The organism is Pantoea sp. XY16 (genome assembly GCF_025153065.1).
Taxonomy (GTDB): domain Bacteria; phylum Pseudomonadota; class Gammaproteobacteria; order Enterobacterales; family Enterobacteriaceae; genus Pantoea; species Pantoea alfalfae.
On the sequence record NZ_JANZNP010000012.1, the window covers coordinates 1 to 19,229 of the forward strand.

Here is a 19,229-nt window from a genome sequence, read left to right on the forward strand (position 1 = left end):
GAGCTAACCGGTACTAATGACCCGTGAGGCTTAACCTTACAACGCCAGAGGCGTTTTTGAGAGACACGATTTTCAGCTTATTCCGGATAAAATTAGCGGAAACGAAAGATTTTGCGGCGTGACAAGGCGCAGAGCGAAGACATCAGCGGGAGCATACTGAGGTATGTGACCGGTGTGGCTGAGCGATGGCAACGCGGTCATGGCGTAAAAGATTCGTTTCGTGCACCAAGATTTGCCTGGCGGCTGTAGCGCGGTGGTCCCACCTGACCCCATGCCGAACTCAGAAGTGAAACGCCGTAGCGCCGATGGTAGTGTGGGGCCTCCCCATGCGAGAGTAGGGAACTGCCAGGCATTAAATAAGTGAAGAAGCCCCGCACGCAGTGCGGGGCTTTTTTACGTCTGAATTTTGCTCTTTTGAGCAGAAACATTGACCACAAACCCACTTTCTGCAACCCTCATCACCTCATATGGTCTTACGGCATCGCCAGCAACCCGCTGATTTTTCGATAATTGGCGATATGGCTCACAATATTCATCTCAGATTACCCCGCCTTTACCTCTGGTAGACTTAAATGCTTTACTCAATCCTTTAAACGCTGTTGATCAGCAAGGAACAGAGGTAAGGCATGACAACAACAAATAATAAAATTCAGCCGGATGATACCAGGAAACGCATCTGGGCTATTGTTGGCGCGTCATCGGGCAACCTGGTCGAGTGGTTCGACTTCTATGTCTATTCATTCTTCTCGCTCTACTTTGCGCACATATTCTTCCCGCAGGGAGATACCACCACGCAGTTGTTGCAGACGGCGGGCGTTTTTGCGGCCGGATTTTTGATGCGTCCGATTGGTGGCTGGCTGTTCGGCTATATCGGTGACAAACATGGCCGAAAAAATTCGATGCTGGTTTCGGTCTGCATGATGTGTTTCGGGTCACTGGTCATCGCCTGCCTGCCGGGTTACGCAACGATCGGCGTGGCGGCTCCCGTCATTCTGCTGCTGGCGCGTATGTTTCAGGGATTATCGGTAGGTGGGGAATATGGGACCAGCGCAACCTACATGAGCGAAGTGGCTTTGGAAGGACGCAAAGGATTCTACGCCTCATTCCAGTATGTCACGCTGATTGGTGGTCAGTTAGCGGCGGTACTGACCGTAGTGGTGCTACAATTCCTGCTTACTGATGCAGAACTGCGCAGCTGGGGCTGGCGAATTCCGTTCTTCCTCGGCGCACTGCTCGCGGTTGTAGCATTGTGGCTACGGCGCTCTCTGGAAGAAACGTCAGACAAGACCAGCCGGGAACATCGCGATGCGGGAAGCGTAATCGGATTGCTGCGCAATCATACCCGTCCTTTCCTGATGGTGCTGGGTTTTACCGCGGGCGGTTCCCTGAGTTTTTACACCTTCACCACCTACATGCAGAAGTATCTGGTTAACACGTCGGGTATGGATCCTAAAACAGCCAGCGGGCTGATGACCGGTGCGCTGCTGGTCTTTATGCTGATTCAGCCAATTATCGGTGCGCTGTCAGATAAAATTGGTCGTCGCACTTCGATGATGATCTTTGGCGCAGCTGCGGCGATCTGTACGGTGCCAATTCTGACCCTGCTGCAAAACGTGCAAAGTCCCGGCGTGGCTTTCCTGTTGATTATGCTGGCCTTGCTGATCACCAGCTTCTACACGGCCATCAGCGGCATTCTTAAAGCCGAAATGTTCCCGCCACAGGTGCGTGCACTGGGTGTCGGGCTCTCCTACGCCGTCGCGAATGCGATCTTCGGGGGTTCGGCAGAGTATGTAGCGTTGCTGATGAAGAAGCAGGGGATCGAGACTACCTTCTTCTGGTATGTCTCTGCGATGGGCGCGGTGGCGTTTCTGGTGTCGCTGTTGCTGCACAAGCGTGGTAAGGGGATTAAGCTTTAAAATAGCTACTGGCTCAGATTCCAGAGAGCAATGCCGCTGGCTGCACCGGCGGCATCCCAGCGAAATCTTTCCAGCTCCAGCCGCTGCCATTCGGGCGGCTGTCATACAGCTCTTTTCCCGCCCCAGAACTTAACGAAACAACAGCACAGCAAGCAGCACACTTCGCATAATGGATGCCTTATTGACCGCAGTGATTAAAGAATCCGGCTGATCAGGCGATCGATACGTATCCGGCGCAGACGGCGAATGAGCTTGCGCACCTTGGCCGGGTAATCAGCAATACTCTCTAGCTCACGGAAATGCGTCACTACCGTCGTGTTCTGCCGGATTAACGTCAATTCCTTCTCACGCTGAGCCGCTAACTCCTGATGAGGATCGTGGATCAGCACGGCATTTTCCAGATCGAGCCGCCAGGCACGTGGATTGAGGTTATTACCGGTAATCAGCTGCCATTCGTCATCAACCCACATTCCTTTAAGGTGATAACTGTTCTCGCCATCCTTCCACAGTCTCACGACCAGCTGATCGGTCGTAACGTAGTAGTGCAAACGGCTCATAAAGCGACGCAGATTGATTTCATACAGGTAAGGCAGCGCGCCTATGATTTTGAACGGCTGATCAGGCGCAATATAGAAGTCATTGGCTGTTTTATCGCCGACGATGATCTCAACCTGCTTTCCCTGGCGCAGAAGATGAATGATATTACGTACCAGCAAGGCGGGCATGTTGAAGTAGGGGGTACAGATAATCAGCTTCTGTTCTGCACACGGCATCAGATGGAAAATGGTTTTATTGAGCAGGCTATGCTTACCCAGACCGACCAGCGGTGTAACTGCCAGTTCATCGTTGCCGGCATTCCCTTCAAACTGATAATTGAAGCCACGCAGATCCTGACGGAACTGGCGCGTCTCATTTTTAATTTCGGGGCTGGAAGGGCGCTCAGCGAAATCGAGCCGGTTAACCGCTTCTGCTGGCTTCAGATTGAGCGTGATCCAGTCATACATGGTATCGGTCAGCTGCGAATTGCGGATAACCTGGTAGCGATCATAACGATACTTGTCATGCTGATGCAGGTAAACATCATTGATGCTGGCGCCGCTGTAGAGCAGCGTATCATCTATGATGAAACCTTTAAGATGGAGTACACCCAGGGCTTCACGGGTATTGACCGGGATACCATAAACCGGGATGGCAATATCGGCATAACGCGTCGCCATTTCGCAATACCAGTCGGCATTGGTTACGCCTCGTGCTGCGCCAATTCGGCCACGCTGCGCACGATGCCAGTCTACCAGAATCGAGATATCCAGCTCCGGTCTCGCCTGCTTCGCATGATAAAGCGCATCCATAACGGCACGCCCGGCGTCATCGTTTTCCAGATAGAGCGCAACGATACAGATGCGGGTCTGCGCTGCCGCAATCTTCTCCAGCAACGTCTGACGAAATTCGGCAGGCGAGTAAAGTGTCGACATATCCGCAACGGATTGTGACAGTTTCGGCAGCTCTGCGAGGTGTTGTTGGTGTTTATTACGTTTAAATTTAGACAACATCACAGTGCACTTCTTCTCTGTTCATTGCATGGCCTTTTGCCATCAAATCAGGGTTATAACCATAAATAATAACATCAACTCCGTCGATTCGAACGTTTTTTACCTTTCTGTACAAGGTTAGTTGATCTCGTTCTGTAAAGACAATTTCAGGCTGACGATACCGTCATCCAGTTGAATATCAACATGAAAATTGAGTTTTCGGGCCAGGGTAATCATGCCGCGGTTATGGGGCATGGTGATACCGTTCAATTGTTGCAAGCCGTGATGTCGGGTGTAGCGGATCATCTTTTCCAGCAGACGACGGCCCATGCCTAACCCTTTCAGGTCAGAACGGACCAGCACTGAAAACTCCGCATCGATGTTATCGGCGTCAGAGATCGCGCGAGTGACACCAATGATCTCATGACGTTCCTGATCCTGACGGACCGCCACAATCGCCATCTCGCGGTCATAATCGATCTGAGTCATATTGGCGAGGTCATCATGCGTGAACTCATTGATCTCACTGAAGTAGCGGTAGTAAAGATCCTCTTTGGTCACCTGGCTGATAAAATCGCGCAATAATGGTTCATCCTCTGGCAGGATTGGACGGAACAGGCAGAATTGCCCATCTTTTAACTCTACCTGTTCTTCCAGATGCTGCGGATAAGGGCGAATGGCCAGCCTTGCTTCGTTATCGCCGTGGAACGGAGCCAGCGTCAGGGTGACATCCAGCAGGGTAAAATCATTGCCTGCCGCCAGCAGCGGATGAATATCCAGTCGCTGGATCTCCGGGCAATCCACTACCAGATCAGAGACCTGCACCAGCAGCTGGCTTAAACCAGAGATATCCAGCGGATTCAGGGCGCTGCGGCTGCGGATTTTTCCGCTCTTAATAGCCTGAATGACCAGATAGCGTGCCAGCGTCATATTCAGTGGGGGCAGGGCAACGGCAGCCTGTTTATCAGCCTGCCATTCCACCCCGCCTTCACCCAGCATAATGATTGGGCCAAACAGTGCATCCTGTTCGACCACGACCCGCAATTCCTGCGCGCCCGCCCGGCTGGCCATGCTCTGAACCAGCAGTCCCTCTATACGCGCCTGCGGCAGCGTCTGCTTTACCCGATCAAAAATGGCTTCGGCGGCATGCTCCACTTCACTGGCATTACGCAGGTAGAGCATCACACCCTGAACCTCTGATTTATGGGCGATATCGGGTGAACGCAGCTTTAGCGCCACCGGATAGCCAATCTGGCCGGCAATGGTTACCGCTGCCGCGCTGTCACTGGCGATCCAGGTTGGCAGCGTGGCCAGCCCATAAGCCTGCAGCACCGGCTGCACTTCGTGAGTATCCAGTGAGGTAATGCCACGCGCCAGCGCCTGTGACAGCAGCTGGTGAGCATGTGCACTATCCTGGTTCAGTGTAGCGGGCAGGGCAGGCGTCTCGCGCAGCTGCTTCTGATTACGTCGGTACTCAACCTGATGCATAAAGGCGGTTACGGTGCCTTCCGGCGTGCGCCAGGTGGGTATACCCGCCTGCGTAAAGGCACGACGTGCAGCCTGTGAAGAGAACTCGCCGCTCCAGTTGGTCAGCAGCGTCACCAGCTTACCGCGCGGGTGGCGGGCCACAGTATCGATCAGATGTGCGGCCGTTTCAGTCGCAGGCGCGACCGCGCTTGGCGCATGAATGATCATTAAGGCATCAAGTTCATGGCTGTCGAGCAGGATCTCTGTGCAGGCAGCGTAGCGCTCAGCGGTGGCGTCATCTTTTAAATCCAGCGGATTACCGCGACCCGCACCGGCAGGCAAAATAGCCTCAAGCTGCTGACGCGTTTCATCGCTGAGCTGCGCCAGTTTCCCATTGCGGGCGTAAAGCTCATCCAGCGCCAGCGCGGCGGGCGCCGCACCATTACTGATGATCATCAGCCTGTCGCCGCGCAGTGGCCGCATATGGCTTAGCGATTCAACAGCGGAGAACAGCTCATGGGTATCCTGTACCCGCAGCAATCCGGCACGCTGAATGGCCGCATCCCAGGCAGCATCCAGACCACTGTGGGTGCCCAGCAGCGCCTGCGCTTCACGGCTGCGACCACTCTTGATCACCAGAATCGGTTTATTACGGGAAGCGCTGCGTGAGGCAGAAACAAAGCGACGTGCGTCACTGAGGTGCTCCAGATAAAGGAGGATGGCACTTGTTTTACCGTCGCGGGCCAGGAAGTCGAGCAGGTCATCAACATCGGTATCCAGGCTGTCACCCAGCGCGATAAACCACGAAAAACCGAGGTTACGCTGCTGCGCCCAGTCGAGAATGGTATTCGATACGGCGGCAGACTGGGAGATAAATGCGATACGGCCTTTCTCTATCGGCACCGGCGAGAAGCTGGCATTGAGACCCTGCCAGGGCGCCAGCAGGCCAAGACTGTTCGGCCCCAGCAGACGTATCTGCCACTGGCTGGCGCAGGCTTTGAGTTCAGCCGACTGGCTGGCAGGTGCAGAGAGAATAATACAGGCCTTGCAACCTTTCTCGCCGAGCTGTTGCAGCAATTCGAGGTTACGTTTTGAGTGGGTGCAGATCACCGCCAGGTCAGGCGCGAAAGGTAAGCTGTCGATGGTGGGCCAGGCGAGTACGCCGCTGACCGCTTTATATTTTGGCGTGACCGGCAGTACAGGCCCGCTAAAACCGCCTGCCAGCAGGTTACGCATCATAAAGTAGCCGGCACGCCCGGGCGTGACCGAGGCACCTATCACCGCAATTGACTTAGGTCGTAACAGCGCTTCCAGTCCGCGTTGGCTCATCTCGCCCTCCAGAGATCGGGATTTGCGTGATTGTAAACGCTTTTTGCTGGCCGCGCTTCCGGGCAGATCGCAGGCTGAACATCCGGATCCTGAAAACTGTCAGAGCAGGCTCACGCCTGCCAGCCGGAGAGGGACACGGTTAAGCCTGTCCGGGGTGATGCGGTTTTCCTGCCAGATAGGCCGCGCGGAACTGATCGAAATGGTGAGATAACGCTTCTGCCGCCTGCCGATCGCCCGCCTGTGCCAGTAGCGCCGCCGCCACTTCAGCGGTGCAATGCTGACCTTCGCCGTGCGCCTCACGCAGCGTATAACGCGAAGGCGTGCTGACATCCAGCGACATTACCGGCAGGGCGTCGAGCCAGGGACTTTTGCGAAACATCTTGCGCGCTTCGGTCCAGGTGCCATCCAGCATAATAAACAGCGGCGGCTTGCCGCTGGCGGGCGGCGTTGTCAGCACTTCGCGACCGGGATCGGCATAGGCGGCCGGGAAGACCACCAGCGGCTGATATTCAGGGTTGCGCACAGCCGCAAGCAGCAGCGGATCCGGCTCGGTGCGTGACCAGCCAAATGCCTGGGTATGCGGCAGAATATCGGCAATCAGACGGCCAGTGTTACTCGGCTTCATTGGCTCGGTATCAAACATCACCAGGCAGAAGCGACTACGGGCAGACTGCGGCACAATCTGATTGCAGAGACAGTTGGCCTCTGGCAGCAGGCAGCCCTGGCAGCGAATGACCCGATTTCCGCGCGCCAGGAAAGGACGGGTGGCGCGGGCCAGGCGTTGGGTGCGCAAGCGCAAAACAGCATTATCAGACATGAGTATTCAGGGCAGGAAAAACGTCAGTGTAATCGAAGCGCAGATGAAAAGGAAAAGGCCAGACTGGCTGGCCGTTGAAGTTTAAAGTGATTCGTCGAGCCATTCGTTAAATGGCGCTTTGGGCATAGCGCCGTTCAGCATGTCGACCCGCTCGCCATTTTTAAACAGCATGATGGTCGGGATACTGCGAATATTGAAACGGGCGCTCAGGGCTGGTTCCGCTTCGGTGTTCACTTTAATAAAGCGGACCTTGCCGCTGCGTTCACTGGCGACATCTTTAAACACTGGCGCAAAATTGACGCAGGGGCTGCACCAGGGCGCCCAGAAATCGATCACCACCGGCAAATCATCCTGCAGATATTTGTCAAAGTTGGCGCTGGTGGCATTCACTACTTCGCCATCGAACAGCTCATTTCCACAGCGACCACATTTCGCCACGTCGGCAAGGCGTTCGTCAGGAACGCGATTGGTTGCCTGACAGGAAGCGCATACCGTATTCATAGGAACCTCTGATGTTGAAAAGTGTCAGTCTGGTAATCGTTGTCCATTATGAAAGGGGGCGGATTTTCGCTCAATCTGGATTGCTCTATAGGTTCAATAGTTGATAGCTAAGCGCCAGCACATCAGGTAATCTGCGCGCTCTAAATGCGGGAGGAAGAGATGAACGACGAATATAAAGGCAAGAGCGGCAAAGTTAAGGTGATGTACGTGCGTGGCGAGGACGATAAAAGCGCGCGCGCGCCGAATCCTCGCACAGGCAAAGGTGGTCACTCTGCTGCCCGCCAGGATGATAATCGTCGTTCATCTGGCCCGCGCACTGAACGCACTCAGGAAGGCGGTCGCTCCGCTGGTCGTCGTAGTGACGACACCGGTCGCAGCAGTTCACCGCGTCGTGATGAAGGCGGACGTGGCGCACCACGCCGTTCAGACGATGGCGCAGGTCGCCGCAACGATCGTGGTGATGACAGCCGTGGCGCTTATGGCAGCAGCGACTCCCCGTGGCGCACCGTGTCACGCGCGCCTTCTGCCGATCGTGCGTCATCGCCTGAGAACGATAAGCCGGATCACGGCGGTATCAGCGGCAAGAGCTTCGTCGATCCTGAGCAGATCCGTCGTCAGCGTAATGAAGAGACCCGCGTCTATGGCGAGAACGCCTGTCAGGCGCTGTTCCAGAGCCGTCCGGAAGCGATTGTTCGCGCCTGGTTCGTGCAGGAAGTTACACCGCGTTTTCGCGAAGCGCTGCGCTGGCTGGCGGCTAACCGCAAAGCCTATCACGTGGTAGAAGATGCTGAGATCACCAAAGCGTCAGGTACTGAGCATCATGGCGGCGTCTGCTTCCTGATCAAAAAGCGTATGGGCATGGCGGTGTCTGAATGGCTGAGCCAGGCGAATACGAAAGATTGCGTACTGGCACTGGAAGATGTCAGCAACCCGCATAACCTCGGCGCGATTATGCGCAGCTGCGCGCACTTTGGCGTAAAAGGTTTGCTGGTCAATGATGCTTCTCTGCTGGAGTCAGGTGCAGCGGTGCGTACTGCAGAAGGCGGCGCTGAGCATGTGCAGGCCATCAGCGGTGCAACCTTCAGCGAAGGTCTGGAAGCGTTTCGTAAAGCGGGTTACACCATCGTGACCACCTCCAGCCATCAGGGCACGCCGCTGGCGCAGGCTCAGCTGCCGGAGAAAATGGTGCTGGTGTTAGGTCAGGAGCGTGAAGGTCTTTCTGACACCGCGTTCAGGCAGGGCGACATGAGCCTGTCAATTGGCGGTACCGGCAACGTGGAAAGCCTCAATGTCTCGGTCGCAACCGGCGTACTGCTCGCCGAATGGTGGCGTCAGAACGCATAAAAAAACGGGCCGAAAGGCCCGTTTTGCTGTGTGACATCAGTGCGCGCCACCGCCACCGCCACCACCGCCTGCGCCAAACGGCGGGCGGGCAAACCAGATCAGCACCAGCAGAATCAAAAAGACCCCCGCCGACGCCCAGAAGATTTCATTCGCTGAAATAATCAGTCCCTGATTGGTAATCTGCTGCGCGATATAAGCTGACGCCTGCTGCTGTGTCATCCCCAGGCTCTCCAGCTGGCTATACATCTGTTGCGAATTGGTGTTGTAAGGGGTAATCGACTCCGTCAGGTAGCTATGATGCATCGACTCGCGATTCGTCCACATGGTGGTGGTAATCGACGTTCCCACTGAGCCGGCAAAGGTACGCATAAAGTTCGACAGGCTGGAGGCAGCCGCCATGCGCTCCGGCGGCAGTCCCGACAGCGTAATGGTGGTCAGCGGCATAAAGAAGCAGGCCACGGCAAAGCCCTGAATAAACTGTGGCCAGGCTGAGGCACCAAAGTCCATCCCCGGTTCAAACGTATAAGCACGCCAGTAAAAGCAGACGGCATACATAATGAAGCTGAACGTAACCAGTCGCCGCATGTCGAGCTTATGGGCGAAGCGACCAATGATCGGCGACAGGATCACCGGCAAAATCCCTACCGGCGCAGACGCCAGCCCTGCCCAGGTTGCGGTATACCCGTAAACCTCCTGCAGCAGCTGCGGCAACAGAACTATTGAGCCGAAGTAGAGCATATAAGCCAGGCTGATCGACAGGCAGCCGATGGTGAAGTTGCGCGACTTAAACAGCGACAGGTCAATGATCGGGTGATCGTCCGTCAGCTCCCACACCAGCAGGACGGACAGCGCAATTACAGCCACGACCCCCAACACGATAATTTCGGACGAGTTAAACCAGTCGAGCTCCTTCCCGCGGTCCAGCATCACCTGCAGACAGCCGATCCCCACGACCAGCAGCACCAGCCCGACCATATCGATCCGCCGGATTTCGGTTTTGGTTTCCCGACCACGCAGGGTTTGCAGCGTCAGTATCACCACTGCCACACCAATCGGCACGTTGATAAAGAAGATCCAGCCCCAGTGATAGTTATCGCTGATCCAGCCGCCCAATATCGGGCCGCAGATCGGTGCCACGATCACCGTCATCGCCCATAGCGACAGTGCAACACTGCGCTTAGCGGGCGGATAGTTGTTGAGCAGCAGGCTTTGCGACAGCGGGATCAATGGACCTGCGACTATCCCCTGAATGACGCGGAAGAAAATCAGCATCTCCAGGCTGTCTGACATGCCACACGCCCAGGAGGCGATAGCAAACAGAATGGTCGACCAGGTAAACAGCTTCACTTCACCGATGCGTTTTGCCAGCCAGCCGGTCAGGGGGATCGAAATCGCATTGGCGACGCCAAACGAGGTGATCACCCAGGTGCCCTGCGAGTTCGACGCTCCCAGGTTACCGGCAATGGTGGGGATAGCCACGTTGGCGATGGTCGAATCCAGCACCTGCATGAACGTCGCCAGCGACAGCGCAATGGTCATCAGGACCAGCGGCATCCCTTCAAGCGGTTTTTGTGCCATTACAGCCTCCGCGTCATCATCCGGCGTTGGCGCGGACGATATCGGTGATCAGCTGATTGACCGGCGTAAGGTCAATCGCCAGAGCATTACTACTGTAAGCGGCCTGCTGACGGGCGCTGGTGGCAAGCGCGCTACCCTCTTTGCTGGTGGTATCGATTTTGACCAGCGTGGAGAGGCCGATGCGCAGTGGATGTCTGGCGATATCGTCCTGATTCAGTTCGATACGGACCGGCAGACGCTGAACCACTTTAATCCAGTTACCAGTGGCGTTCTGTGCTGGCAGCAAAGAGAAGGCGCTGCCGGTGCCCATATCCAGACCCACCACTTTACCCTGATAAACCACTTCGTCACCGTAGATATCGGCGACCACGGTGGCAGGCTGACCAATACGGACACCAGCCAGCTGCGTCTCTTTGAAGTTCGCATCGACCCACAGATTGGTGGCAGGTACGACAGCGAGCAGCGGGGTGCTGGTAGAAATTTGCGAACCGACCTGTACGCTGCGACGGGAGACAAAGCCATCCATCGGGCTGCGGATTTCGGTGCGCTGCAGCGCCAGCCAGGCGTCACGCAGTTCAGCCGCGCTCTGTTGCACGGCAGGCTGATTTTCCAGCGAGGTGTTGAGGATCATCGCCTGATTGGCATTGTATTGCTGAATGGCCACGTCCAGCTGCGCTTTAGCCGTTGCAACGGCGTCACGGGCGTGCTGCAACTCTTCACGGCCAATCAGGTTGGCTGCGCCTAACGGTTCACGGCGTTTCAGGTCCGCCTCTGCCTGTGCCAGTGCGGTCTGCTGCAGCGTGATGCTGGCCTGATACTGTTTGCCATTGATCATCAGCTGATGCGTCTGACGCACGCTGGTAGCCAGAGCCGTCTGGGCTTTTTCAAACGCCTGCTCGGCATCGGTCTTATCAAGTGAAACCAGTACATCGCCTTTTTTGACGAAATCGGTATCTTCAAACCAGACCTTATTCACGCTACCGGAGACCTGTGCCATCACCTGCACCTGATTGCCCGCAACGTAGGCGTCATCAGTCTCCTGAAAATGGCGCAGGACCAGGAACCAGTAGGCGCCCCAGGCAATACCAATCAGCACAAAGATAAGCGCCAGCACAATGAGCACACTTTTGCGCTTTCTTTTCTTACTGGCTGACGGTTGCGGGCTTTGTGCTTCTGCCGTTGCACTCATGACTTTCTCCACGTTTTCCATTTAGTCGGGCAGCAGTAATCCTTTTCTGCCAGCGCCCGAGTCGAAAAAGCCAGCGACTGAGCGCTGGCCAGATTAAAAAGGAAATTAAGATAACGATTTCGACAGGTGATTGTGTCGCACTTGTTGCTATTAGCGGGACAGCGAGGCGATCAGCTGATCTTCATCCATTTTATCAAGACGATTAAGCAACTTACGGGTAATGCCTTCCAGCTGAGACTTCTCATCGACTGACAGCGACGACCAGAGATACTGCAGGCTCTGATGCTGAGGTGGCAGCAGCTGACGCAGGAATTCCATGCCTTTATCGGTCAGATGCAGGTGCAGGCAGCGACGGTCGTGATCGCTTTCGCGACGCTCAATCCAGCCGCGCTTCTCCAGCTCATCAGCAATGCGCGTAGCATTGGTGCGTGAAGAGCCAAGGGCAGAACTGAGCTCAGAGGGCTGAATGCTGTGATTTTCCTGTGCATCCAGCGTAATCAACGCCATAAACAGGGTCTCATTAATACCCTGTGCTTTCAGCATCTTATTGCGGTTGTCCAGCAGTTTACCCTGCATATGCATACAGAGACGCGTCAGAATAATTTCCTGTAACGGAAAATCCTTATGGCGATTGGCACGGATGTTTAGCATCTGCTCAATGGGAGTAAACGAACTTTCCATTAAAAAAAACCTCACTAATTGCAACTTGTATAATAACTATGGTGACAGGCTAAGCGTAGTCACTTTTCAGCAAGTGATCGCTGACAGACTCGCACGCTGCACCATCAAAGGTATTCCAGGCCAGTCCCTGGCCCTGGGTCAAAAACCCGTACGCCCGGCGGCAGCCGCAGTGCCAGGACGTTATCAAAAAGGGGGCAAATTTATTAATATCGCGAGGAAAAATAACTGAAGTGAATAGGTTTGTTACTAACCATAACAAACCTAACCATTTGTGACCAGACCAATGCGTTGTCCGGACAGCCTTCAGTTGATTTTTTCCGGCTCAAAGCGCGATCCCCCTGCCCAAATCAGCAGATTAATCAGCGTCAGTAGCGCGCCAGCTCCACAGACGCCATACCAGCCCCAAAGATGGTAAGCGGTAGCGGAGAGCAGCGAGCCCGCCGCGCCGCCGATAAAGTAGCTGGTCATGTAACCGGCATTCAGACGGTTTCGCGCCTCCGGCATCTGCGCATAAATCACGCTCTGGTTGGTGATATGCACGGCCTGCACCGCCAGATCCAGTAGCAGGATACCGACGATCAGCGGCACAAGCTGCTCCGCACCCCACGCAATGGCGGCCCAGGAGAGCAGCATAAGCAGCAGGCCCAGTCGGGTGGTCAGCTTCGCTTTGCCTTTGTCGGCCAGTGAACCCGCCTGACGTGCGGCCAGCGCACCCGCAGCACCCACTAATCCCAGCAAACCAATCCTGCCCTCAGAAAAATGATAAGGCGCGCCGGAGAGCAGAAATGCCATTGAGGTCCAGAGCAGGCTGAAATTGGCAAAGGAGAGACAGCCGGTCCAGGCGCGTGTGCGGATCACCCGATTGCCTGCATACAGACGAAAGATGGAAGCCAGCAGTTGCGGATAGCTCATGACCATTGACTGCTTTACGCGTGGCAACGATCGCCAAAGCGCCAGCGCCATAACCACCATCAGCAGACTGGCGGTCCAGTAAACCGTGCGCCAGCCGCCGAGCTGCGCCAGGCCACCTGCCACGGTGCGTGCCAGCAGAATCCCCAGCAGCAGACCGCTCATGACCGTCCCAACGATTTTGCCGCGCCGCTCTGGCTCGGCCAGCGTGGCGGCCAGCGGCACCAGAATTTGTGCGGCGACCGAAAACAGGCCGGTCATGATCGTGCCCAGCAGTAAAAAGAGGAACGTGTGCGACAGGGCGATAATTACCATGCCCGCCGCAGCCAGCAGGATCATCGTCACAATCAGGCTGCGTCGTTCAAAGCGATCGCCCAGCGGCACCAGCAACAGAAGACCGCAGGCGTAGCCGAGTTGCGCCGTGGTGACAATAAACCCGGCGAGGCTAACAGAGAGATCAAACTGTTGGGCGATAGTATTAAGCAGTGGCTGAACGTAATAGTTACTGGCTACGCAGAGGCCGGTTGCTACCGACATCAGGACCACTAAAGCAGGCGTCAGACCCTGGCGAGTCGCATTCATAAACAGCATCGGTCGCTAATAATCATTTGAGGTTAATAATAACTCAAAAAACTATTTCACACGCATGTTTATTAACAGGCCATACCAGTCATAACGAGAGGTTTAAACAACGGTAGAGGAGGTGCGCCCTAAGAAGGGGGCAACTTACGGCTCAGGGCTTAACGTCTTCAGAAGTTTAAAGGGATGGGAGCATACGCCTGTAGCAAAGCATAGCGGGCCATGGACAAAAACGCCGGGAGCGTTTTGAACAACTCAACGCGTTGGCCCGGTACGGGCGCACTTCAGGCATGTGGTGCGTAATCGCCCGCGCTGAGCCACGCCTTAGAGGGCATGTTTTGCGCCTTTGCGGAAGGCGTATGCTCCCTGAGCCGGCCTCTTTATCCTCTGTCGCAGGCCATCCTGACAATCAGAATGACCTGCCCGACCATCAGAAATTCCAGTCTTCGTCTTCAGTTTCGACCGCTTTACCCATCACATAGGAGGAGCCTGAGCCGGAGAAGAAGTCGTGGTTCTCGTCAGCGTTGGGTGACAGTGCCGACAGAATGGCCGGATTGACGGCCGTCAGCTCTGCCGGGAAGAGCGCCTCGTAGCCCAGATTCATCAGTGCTTTATTGGCGTTGTAGTGCAGGAAGGTTTTCACTTCGTCCACCCAGCCGACATCGGCGTAGAGCGCCTCGGTGTAAGCCACTTCATTTTCATACAGCGCCAGCAGCAGATCATAGGCGAACTGCTGCAGTTCTTCACGACGCAGATCGTCAGCGCTGGCCAGCGCCTGCTGATATTTATAGCCGATGTAGTAACCGTGCACTGCTTCATCGCGGATAATCAGGCGAATCAGGTCTGCGGTATTGGTCAGCTTACCCCGGCTTGACCAGTACATCGGCAGCCAGAAGCCGGAATAGAACAGAAACGACTCCAGGAAGACGCTGGCGATCTTCTTCTTCAGCGGATCGTCTGCCCGGTAGTGCTCCAGGATGATGCGCGCCTTGTTCTGCAACGGCGCATTCTCTTCGCTCCACTGGTAGGCGGCATCCACATCCTGCGTGTTGCACAGGGTCGAGAAGATCGAACTGTAGGAGCGGGCATGTACCGCTTCCATAAAGCTGATATTCGACAGCACTGCTTCTTCGTGTGGGGTAATCGCATCCTCCATTAGCCCCGGCGCGCCGATCACGTTCTGGATGGTGTCGAGCAGCGTCAGGCCGGTAAAGACCCGGATGGTCAGCTGCTGCTGCTGTTTATCCAGCGTCTGCCAGCCGGGCAGATCGTTGGAGAGCGGCACCTTTTCCGGCAGCCAGAAGTTGCTGGTAAGACGGTTCCACACCTCAAGATCTTTATCATCCTGAATGCGGTTCCAGTTAATGGCCTGAATCTGTTTAAGTTTCATCGTTATTATTACAGGGAGCAGGAAACGCAGCCCTGAACCTCCGTGCCCTGAAGCGCCATCTGACGCAGTCGAATGTAATAGAGCGTTTTGATCCCTTTTTTCCACGCGTAAATCTGCGCTTTGTTGATGTCACGGGTGGTGACGTCATCGCGGAAGAACAGCGTCAGCGACAGTCCCTGATCGACGTGCTGCGTTGCTTCTGCGTAGGTATCAATAATCGCTTCCGGCCCAATCTGATACGCATCCTGATAGAGGTGCAGATTCTCATTGGTCATAAACGGCGCGGGATAGTAGACGCGGCCGGTTTTGCCCTCTTTGCGGATCTCGACAGGGGAGACAATCGGATGGATGCTGGAGGTGGCATGATTGATGTAAGAGATCGAACCGGTCGGCGGGATAGCCTGCAGGTTCTGATTAAACAGCCCGTACTGCATCACCGCATCACGCAGTGCCTGCCAGTCCGCCTGAGTTGGCAGCGTCAGTCCGGCATCGGCAAACAGTTGAGCTACCCGTTCAGTACGCGGCAGCCACTCGCGCTGCAGATACTTATCAAAGTAAACGCCGCTGGCGTAGTCCGAATTCGCAAAGCCGTCGAAGGTCTGCTGATGCTCCTGCGCCAGCTGATTAGAGGTGCGCAGCGCATAGTAAGTGATGCAATAGAAGTAGAGATTGGTGAAGTCCAGCGCTTCCGGCGAACCGTAGGCGATGCCTTCGCGCGCCAGATAGCCGTGCAGGTTCATCTGTCCCAGGCCAATGGCGTGCGAACGGCGGTTGCCTTCGGCAACAGAAGGTACCGAGCCGATCTCGCTCATCATTGACACCGAGGTCAGCGCGCGGACCGCCACATCCACGGTACGCGCCAGATCGCGCGAATCCATGGCGTGCGCAATATTCAGTGAGCCAAGATTACAGGAGATATCTTTGCCGATCCTGCGATAGCTGAGATCGTCGTTGTACTCGCTGGCGCTGTTGACCTGCAGAATCTCCGAGCAGAGGTTGCTCATATTAATGCGACCAGCAATCGGGTTACTGCGGTTCACGCTGTCCTCATACATGATGTAGGGATAGCCCGACTCAAACTGAATCTCGGCCAGCGTCTGGAAGAAGTCACGTGGCTGAATATAGGTTTTGCGGATGCGATCGTCTGCCAGCATCTCGTCATACTTCTCGCTGATGCTGATATCACCAAAGGCCTGGCCGTAGATCCGTTCCACGTCGTAGGGCGAGAACAGCGCCATCGGTTTGTTCTCTTTTGCCAGCTGGAAGGTGATATCGGGGATTACCACGCCTAACGACAACGTTTTGATGCGGATCTTCTCGTCGGCGTTTTCGCGCTTGGTATCCAGAAAGCGGAAGATATCGGGATGGTGCGCATTGAGCCACACCGCGCCAGCGCCCTGACGTGCGCCAAGCTGATTTGCATAGGAGAAGGCATCTTCCAGCATTTTCATCACCGGAATGATGCCCGACGACTGATTTTCGATGCGTTTGATCGGCGCACCGGATTCTCGCAGGTTCGACAACAAAAAGGCGACGCCGCCGCCCCGTTTCGACAGCTGCAGTGCTGAGTTTACGGCACGACCAATCGACTCCATATTGTCTTCGATTCGCAGCAGGAAACAGGAGACCAGCTCACCGCGCTGCTGTTTGCCGCAGTTCAGAAAAGTCGGCGTGGCGGGCTGGAAACGGCCACTGAGAATCTCTTCCAGTAGCGCCCGCGCCAGCGTTTCATCGCCCTGAGCCAGCGTCAGCGCAACCATGCAGGCACGCTGCTCGAAGGTTTCCAGATAGCGTTTGCCGTCAAAGGTCTTCAGCGTATAGCTGGTGTAGTACTTCCAGGCACCAAGAAAGGTTTTGAACTCAAATCCCCAGTTTTCGGCCACCTCATGCAGCGCAAGCAGGAAATCAAAATCGTACTGGTTCAGCATGTCCGCTTCGTAATAGCTCTCTGCCACCAGATAGCGTAAACGCTCAGCGTTGCTGGCGAAGGAAACCGTATTGGGCTGCACATGCTGCAGATAGAACTGCCGTGTCGCTTCGCGATCCTTATCGAACTGGATGCGGCCCTCTGCGTCATAGAGGTTCAGCATGGCATTGAGGGCGTGATAATCGAGCGTCACGCCGTTGAGGGTATCTGTTGTTGCCAAAATTGGGTTACTCCCGCTTTAACTTTCGCAATATCGTCAGGCGTTCCCATCAGCTCGAAGCGGTAGAGGCAGGGCACCTGACATTTTTTTGCAATGATGCTGCCCGCCAGGCAGTAACCGGCACCGAAGTTACGGTTGCCTGCCGCGATCACGCCCCGAATACCGCGTCGGTTCGCCTCATCATTAAGAAACTGAATCACCTGACCGGGTACCGCACCACGACTGCTGCCACCGCCATAGCTGGGCACCACCAGAATATAGGGCTGGTCGATATGCAGGTGCTCGCGGGCATCAAGCGGGATGCGCCGGGCGGGCAGGCCGAGGCGCGTCACAAACCGGTGGGTGTTTTCCGACTGGCTGGAAAAATAGACCAGCGGGAACATACGATTAGCCCCCGACGGCAGAAAGCGTGCGCAGAGTGGCGATCTTGTCCGGACGGAAACCGCTCCAGTGATCGTTATCTGCCATCACCACCGGAACCTGGCGATAACCCAGTGATTTCAGGTTGTCGATCGCCTCCGGCTGGCTGTCGAGATTGATCAGCTGATAAGCGAGACCCTGACGGTCCATCGCATTTTTGGTCGCCGTGCACTGGACACAATTGTCTTTAGTGTAAATAATAATGCGCATGATTCGTATTTCCCTCTGTATGCGGTTCTGATGACCGGAAATAAAGTCGATGCAGCCTGTTGCGGGCTTCATTCGGTCGGACATCGGGTGTCGTACTGATGAGATAAATACTAGATGTAGTGGTTTTGGTGGTCAAGCCCACCATATATAGGGTTTTATGATTTGCATTTGCGCAACAGAGGCAAAGCCAGCAGTAATGCGCCCTGCAGCCTGAAAAAATCTTTTGTAAATGTCGTCGGCCAGAAAAAGGGCAAAAAAAAGCCCCGCACAGGGCAGGGCTCAGGGGATTTTTTATACTTAGCGGCGAGAAGCCAGCAGTATACCGACTACGATACCGAACGCAGCACCGACACCCACACCGTGCCATGGTTTGTCATGCACGTAGGTATCAACCTGCGCACCGGCATCACGCGCAACCTGGGATACACGGTTGCTGCCGCCGTTCAGTTTAGAGCGGGTCTGCTTGAGCAGTTTTTCTGCCTGACTGCGGGCTGAATCCACTTCGTCTTTGGCGTCACTGCCATAAGATTTCAACAGCGCTTCGAGTGAATCGGCCAGCTCATTCACATCCTGATTGATATCAATGTCATCGTTTTTTACAGTGCGATTAAACATTTTTTAGCTCCCTTTGATTTAAAAACGTAATACTAGTGTAGACGACCTTTTGATAAACGAGACGCGGGAGTGTTCTTTAGGGAAAATTCCGAATGCCCACTCTGTCATGCTGATGTAAGGTTGCGAAGCTTTTGAAAGAGGAGAGGATCGAGCATGTATTTACGACCAGATGAGGTAGCGCGCGTACTGGAAAAAGCGGGTTTCGAAGTCGATGAAATTACTCCACGGGCCTATGGCTATCGCCGTGGTGAGAACTACGTTTATGTGAATCGCGAGGCGCGCATGGGGCGCATGGCTTTAGTGATTCACCCGACGCTGAAAGAGAAGAGCCAGCCGTTCGCTGAACCTGCTTCAGAAATGAAGACCTGCGATCACTACACCCAATTCCCTCTCTATCTGGCGGGTGATTCACAGGAACATTACGGCATCCCGCACGGATTCAGTTCCCGCATGGCGCTGGAACGCTATATTCAAAGCGTTTTCGGCTAACGCATCAGGCCCCGCCGCGACGGGGCACTGAACCGCCTGTCCGTCCTCCCTGTTTACCCTGCCGTTGCAATTACCCGCTGTGACGCGTATAAATTTGTCCCTTATAGATGTTTAGACGT

The 19,229-nt window shown here is 55.2% G+C and carries 16 protein-coding genes and 1 rRNA gene; 4 read left to right on the forward strand and 13 right to left on the reverse strand.

Annotated elements, in window-relative coordinates; translation table 11 throughout:
* Positions 1-235: 235 nt before the first annotated feature.
* Positions 236-351: ribosomal RNA gene (rrf, locus tag N1689_RS16625) — 5S ribosomal RNA — on the forward strand.
* A gap of 275 nt (positions 352-626) precedes the next feature.
* A complete protein-coding gene (locus N1689_RS16630) occupies positions 627-1,916 on the forward strand; it encodes an MFS family transporter (protein WP_161735812.1) in 1,290 nt (429 codons plus the stop codon).
* Positions 1,917-2,110: 194 nt separating this feature from the next.
* Here N1689_RS16630 and pssA read toward each other — a convergent pair whose 3' ends face one another.
* The 4 genes from pssA to trxC all read right to left on the reverse strand — a co-directional run bounded on the left by pssA (position 2,111) and on the right by trxC (position 7,559).
* Positions 2,111-3,466 (reverse strand): CDP-diacylglycerol--serine O-phosphatidyltransferase, encoded by a 1,356-nt coding sequence (gene pssA / locus N1689_RS16640; RefSeq protein ID WP_161735810.1) that lies wholly within the window; start codon positions 3,464-3,466, stop codon positions 2,111-2,113.
* Between the two features lie 117 nt (positions 3,467-3,583).
* On the reverse strand, positions 3,584-6,241 hold the full coding sequence (locus tag N1689_RS16650; RefSeq protein ID WP_260059458.1) for a bifunctional acetate--CoA ligase family protein/GNAT family N-acetyltransferase: 2,658 nt from the start codon (positions 6,239-6,241) through the stop codon (positions 3,584-3,586).
* Positions 6,242-6,380: 139 nt separating this feature from the next.
* A complete protein-coding gene (locus N1689_RS16655; protein WP_222925100.1) occupies positions 6,381-7,058 on the reverse strand; it encodes a tRNA-uridine aminocarboxypropyltransferase in 678 nt (225 codons plus the stop codon).
* 81 nt (positions 7,059-7,139) lie between these two features.
* Positions 7,140-7,559, reverse strand: coding sequence for a thioredoxin TrxC (gene trxC, locus N1689_RS16660; RefSeq protein WP_161735804.1), 420 nt, complete (start codon positions 7,557-7,559; stop codon positions 7,140-7,142).
* A 159-nt stretch (positions 7,560-7,718) separates the two neighbouring features.
* Here trxC and N1689_RS16665 point away from each other — a divergent pair, with 159 nt between their 5' ends.
* Positions 7,719-8,903: a tRNA/rRNA methyltransferase gene (locus N1689_RS16665; RefSeq protein ID WP_161735802.1), complete on the forward strand. Its 1,185-nt coding sequence runs from the start codon at positions 7,719-7,721 to the stop codon at positions 8,901-8,903.
* 36 nt (positions 8,904-8,939) lie between these two features.
* On the opposite strand, the gene emrB is transcribed toward N1689_RS16665, so the two are convergent.
* From emrB to N1689_RS16710, 9 genes are all read right to left on the reverse strand, one after another.
* Positions 8,940-10,481 carry a multidrug efflux MFS transporter permease subunit EmrB gene (gene emrB, locus N1689_RS16670; protein WP_161735801.1) on the reverse strand — a complete coding sequence of 514 codons (1,542 nt, stop codon included), beginning with the start codon at positions 10,479-10,481 and terminating at the stop codon, positions 8,940-8,942.
* A 16-nt stretch (positions 10,482-10,497) separates the two neighbouring features.
* Entirely contained in the window at positions 10,498-11,670 is a 1,173-nt protein-coding gene (emrA, locus tag N1689_RS16675; RefSeq protein ID WP_161735799.1) for a multidrug efflux MFS transporter periplasmic adaptor subunit EmrA, read from the reverse strand.
* Positions 11,671-11,820: 150 nt separating this feature from the next.
* Positions 11,821-12,351 (reverse strand): transcriptional repressor MprA, encoded by a 531-nt coding sequence (gene mprA, locus N1689_RS16680; protein ID WP_003850381.1) that lies wholly within the window; start codon positions 12,349-12,351, stop codon positions 11,821-11,823.
* 303 nt (positions 12,352-12,654) lie between these two features.
* Entirely contained in the window at positions 12,655-13,842 is a 1,188-nt protein-coding gene (locus N1689_RS16685; protein WP_260059463.1) for an MFS transporter, read from the reverse strand.
* A gap of 427 nt (positions 13,843-14,269) precedes the next feature.
* The gene (nrdF, locus tag N1689_RS16690; RefSeq protein ID WP_222925104.1) at positions 14,270-15,229 is read right to left on the reverse strand and encodes a class 1b ribonucleoside-diphosphate reductase subunit beta; all 960 of its coding nucleotides are present in this window, start codon (positions 15,227-15,229) and stop codon (positions 14,270-14,272) included.
* Positions 15,230-15,237: 8 nt separating this feature from the next.
* Positions 15,238-17,376: a class 1b ribonucleoside-diphosphate reductase subunit alpha gene (gene nrdE / locus N1689_RS16695; protein ID WP_222925105.1), complete on the reverse strand. Its 2,139-nt coding sequence runs from the start codon at positions 17,374-17,376 to the stop codon at positions 15,238-15,240.
* Entirely contained in the window at positions 17,346-17,759 is a 414-nt protein-coding gene (nrdI, locus tag N1689_RS16700; RefSeq protein ID WP_161735791.1) for a class Ib ribonucleoside-diphosphate reductase assembly flavoprotein NrdI, read from the reverse strand. The genes nrdE and nrdI overlap by 31 nt, the downstream gene beginning before the upstream one ends.
* Before the next feature lie 4 nt (positions 17,760-17,763).
* Positions 17,764-18,006, reverse strand: a complete 243-nt coding sequence (gene nrdH / locus N1689_RS16705) for a glutaredoxin-like protein NrdH (protein WP_010257769.1) — start codon at positions 18,004-18,006, stop codon at positions 17,764-17,766.
* Positions 18,007-18,303: 297 nt separating this feature from the next.
* The gene (locus tag N1689_RS16710; protein ID WP_033733577.1) at positions 18,304-18,621 is read right to left on the reverse strand and encodes a DUF883 family protein; all 318 of its coding nucleotides are present in this window, start codon (positions 18,619-18,621) and stop codon (positions 18,304-18,306) included.
* A 153-nt stretch (positions 18,622-18,774) separates the two neighbouring features.
* Here N1689_RS16710 and N1689_RS16715 point away from each other — a divergent pair, with 153 nt between their 5' ends.
* Positions 18,775-19,110, forward strand: coding sequence for a DUF2002 family protein (locus tag N1689_RS16715; RefSeq protein ID WP_003850360.1), 336 nt, complete (start codon positions 18,775-18,777; stop codon positions 19,108-19,110).
* Positions 19,111-19,229 lie beyond the last annotated feature (119 nt).

What these genes read in the sequence shown, in the direction of transcription:
- N1689_RS16630 (WP_161735812.1), top strand. Translation starts at nt 627, where the DNA reads ATGACAACAACAAATAATAAAATTCAGCCGGATGATACCAGGAAACGC.
- pssA (WP_161735810.1), bottom strand. Translation starts at nt 3,466, where the DNA reads ATGTTGTCTAAATTTAAACGTAATAAACACCAACAACACCTCGCAGAG.
- N1689_RS16650 (WP_260059458.1), bottom strand. Translation starts at nt 6,241, where the DNA reads ATGAGCCAACGCGGACTGGAAGCGCTGTTACGACCTAAGTCAATTGCG.
- N1689_RS16655 (WP_222925100.1), bottom strand. Translation starts at nt 7,058, where the DNA reads ATGTCTGATAATGCTGTTTTGCGCTTGCGCACCCAACGCCTGGCCCGC.
- trxC (WP_161735804.1), bottom strand. Translation starts at nt 7,559, where the DNA reads ATGAATACGGTATGCGCTTCCTGTCAGGCAACCAATCGCGTTCCTGAC.
- N1689_RS16665 (WP_161735802.1), top strand. Translation starts at nt 7,719, where the DNA reads ATGAACGACGAATATAAAGGCAAGAGCGGCAAAGTTAAGGTGATGTAC.
- emrB (WP_161735801.1), bottom strand. Translation starts at nt 10,481, where the DNA reads ATGGCACAAAAACCGCTTGAAGGGATGCCGCTGGTCCTGATGACCATT.
- emrA (WP_161735799.1), bottom strand. Translation starts at nt 11,670, where the DNA reads ATGAGTGCAACGGCAGAAGCACAAAGCCCGCAACCGTCAGCCAGTAAG.
- mprA (WP_003850381.1), bottom strand. Translation starts at nt 12,351, where the DNA reads ATGGAAAGTTCGTTTACTCCCATTGAGCAGATGCTAAACATCCGTGCC.
- N1689_RS16685 (WP_260059463.1), bottom strand. Translation starts at nt 13,842, where the DNA reads ATGAATGCGACTCGCCAGGGTCTGACGCCTGCTTTAGTGGTCCTGATG.
- nrdF (WP_222925104.1), bottom strand. Translation starts at nt 15,229, where the DNA reads ATGAAACTTAAACAGATTCAGGCCATTAACTGGAACCGCATTCAGGAT.
- nrdI (WP_161735791.1), bottom strand. Translation starts at nt 17,759, where the DNA reads ATGTTCCCGCTGGTCTATTTTTCCAGCCAGTCGGAAAACACCCACCGG.
- nrdH (WP_010257769.1), bottom strand. Translation starts at nt 18,006, where the DNA reads ATGCGCATTATTATTTACACTAAAGACAATTGTGTCCAGTGCACGGCG.
- N1689_RS16710 (WP_033733577.1), bottom strand. Translation starts at nt 18,621, where the DNA reads ATGTTTAATCGCACTGTAAAAAACGATGACATTGATATCAATCAGGAT.
- N1689_RS16715 (WP_003850360.1), top strand. Translation starts at nt 18,775, where the DNA reads ATGTATTTACGACCAGATGAGGTAGCGCGCGTACTGGAAAAAGCGGGT.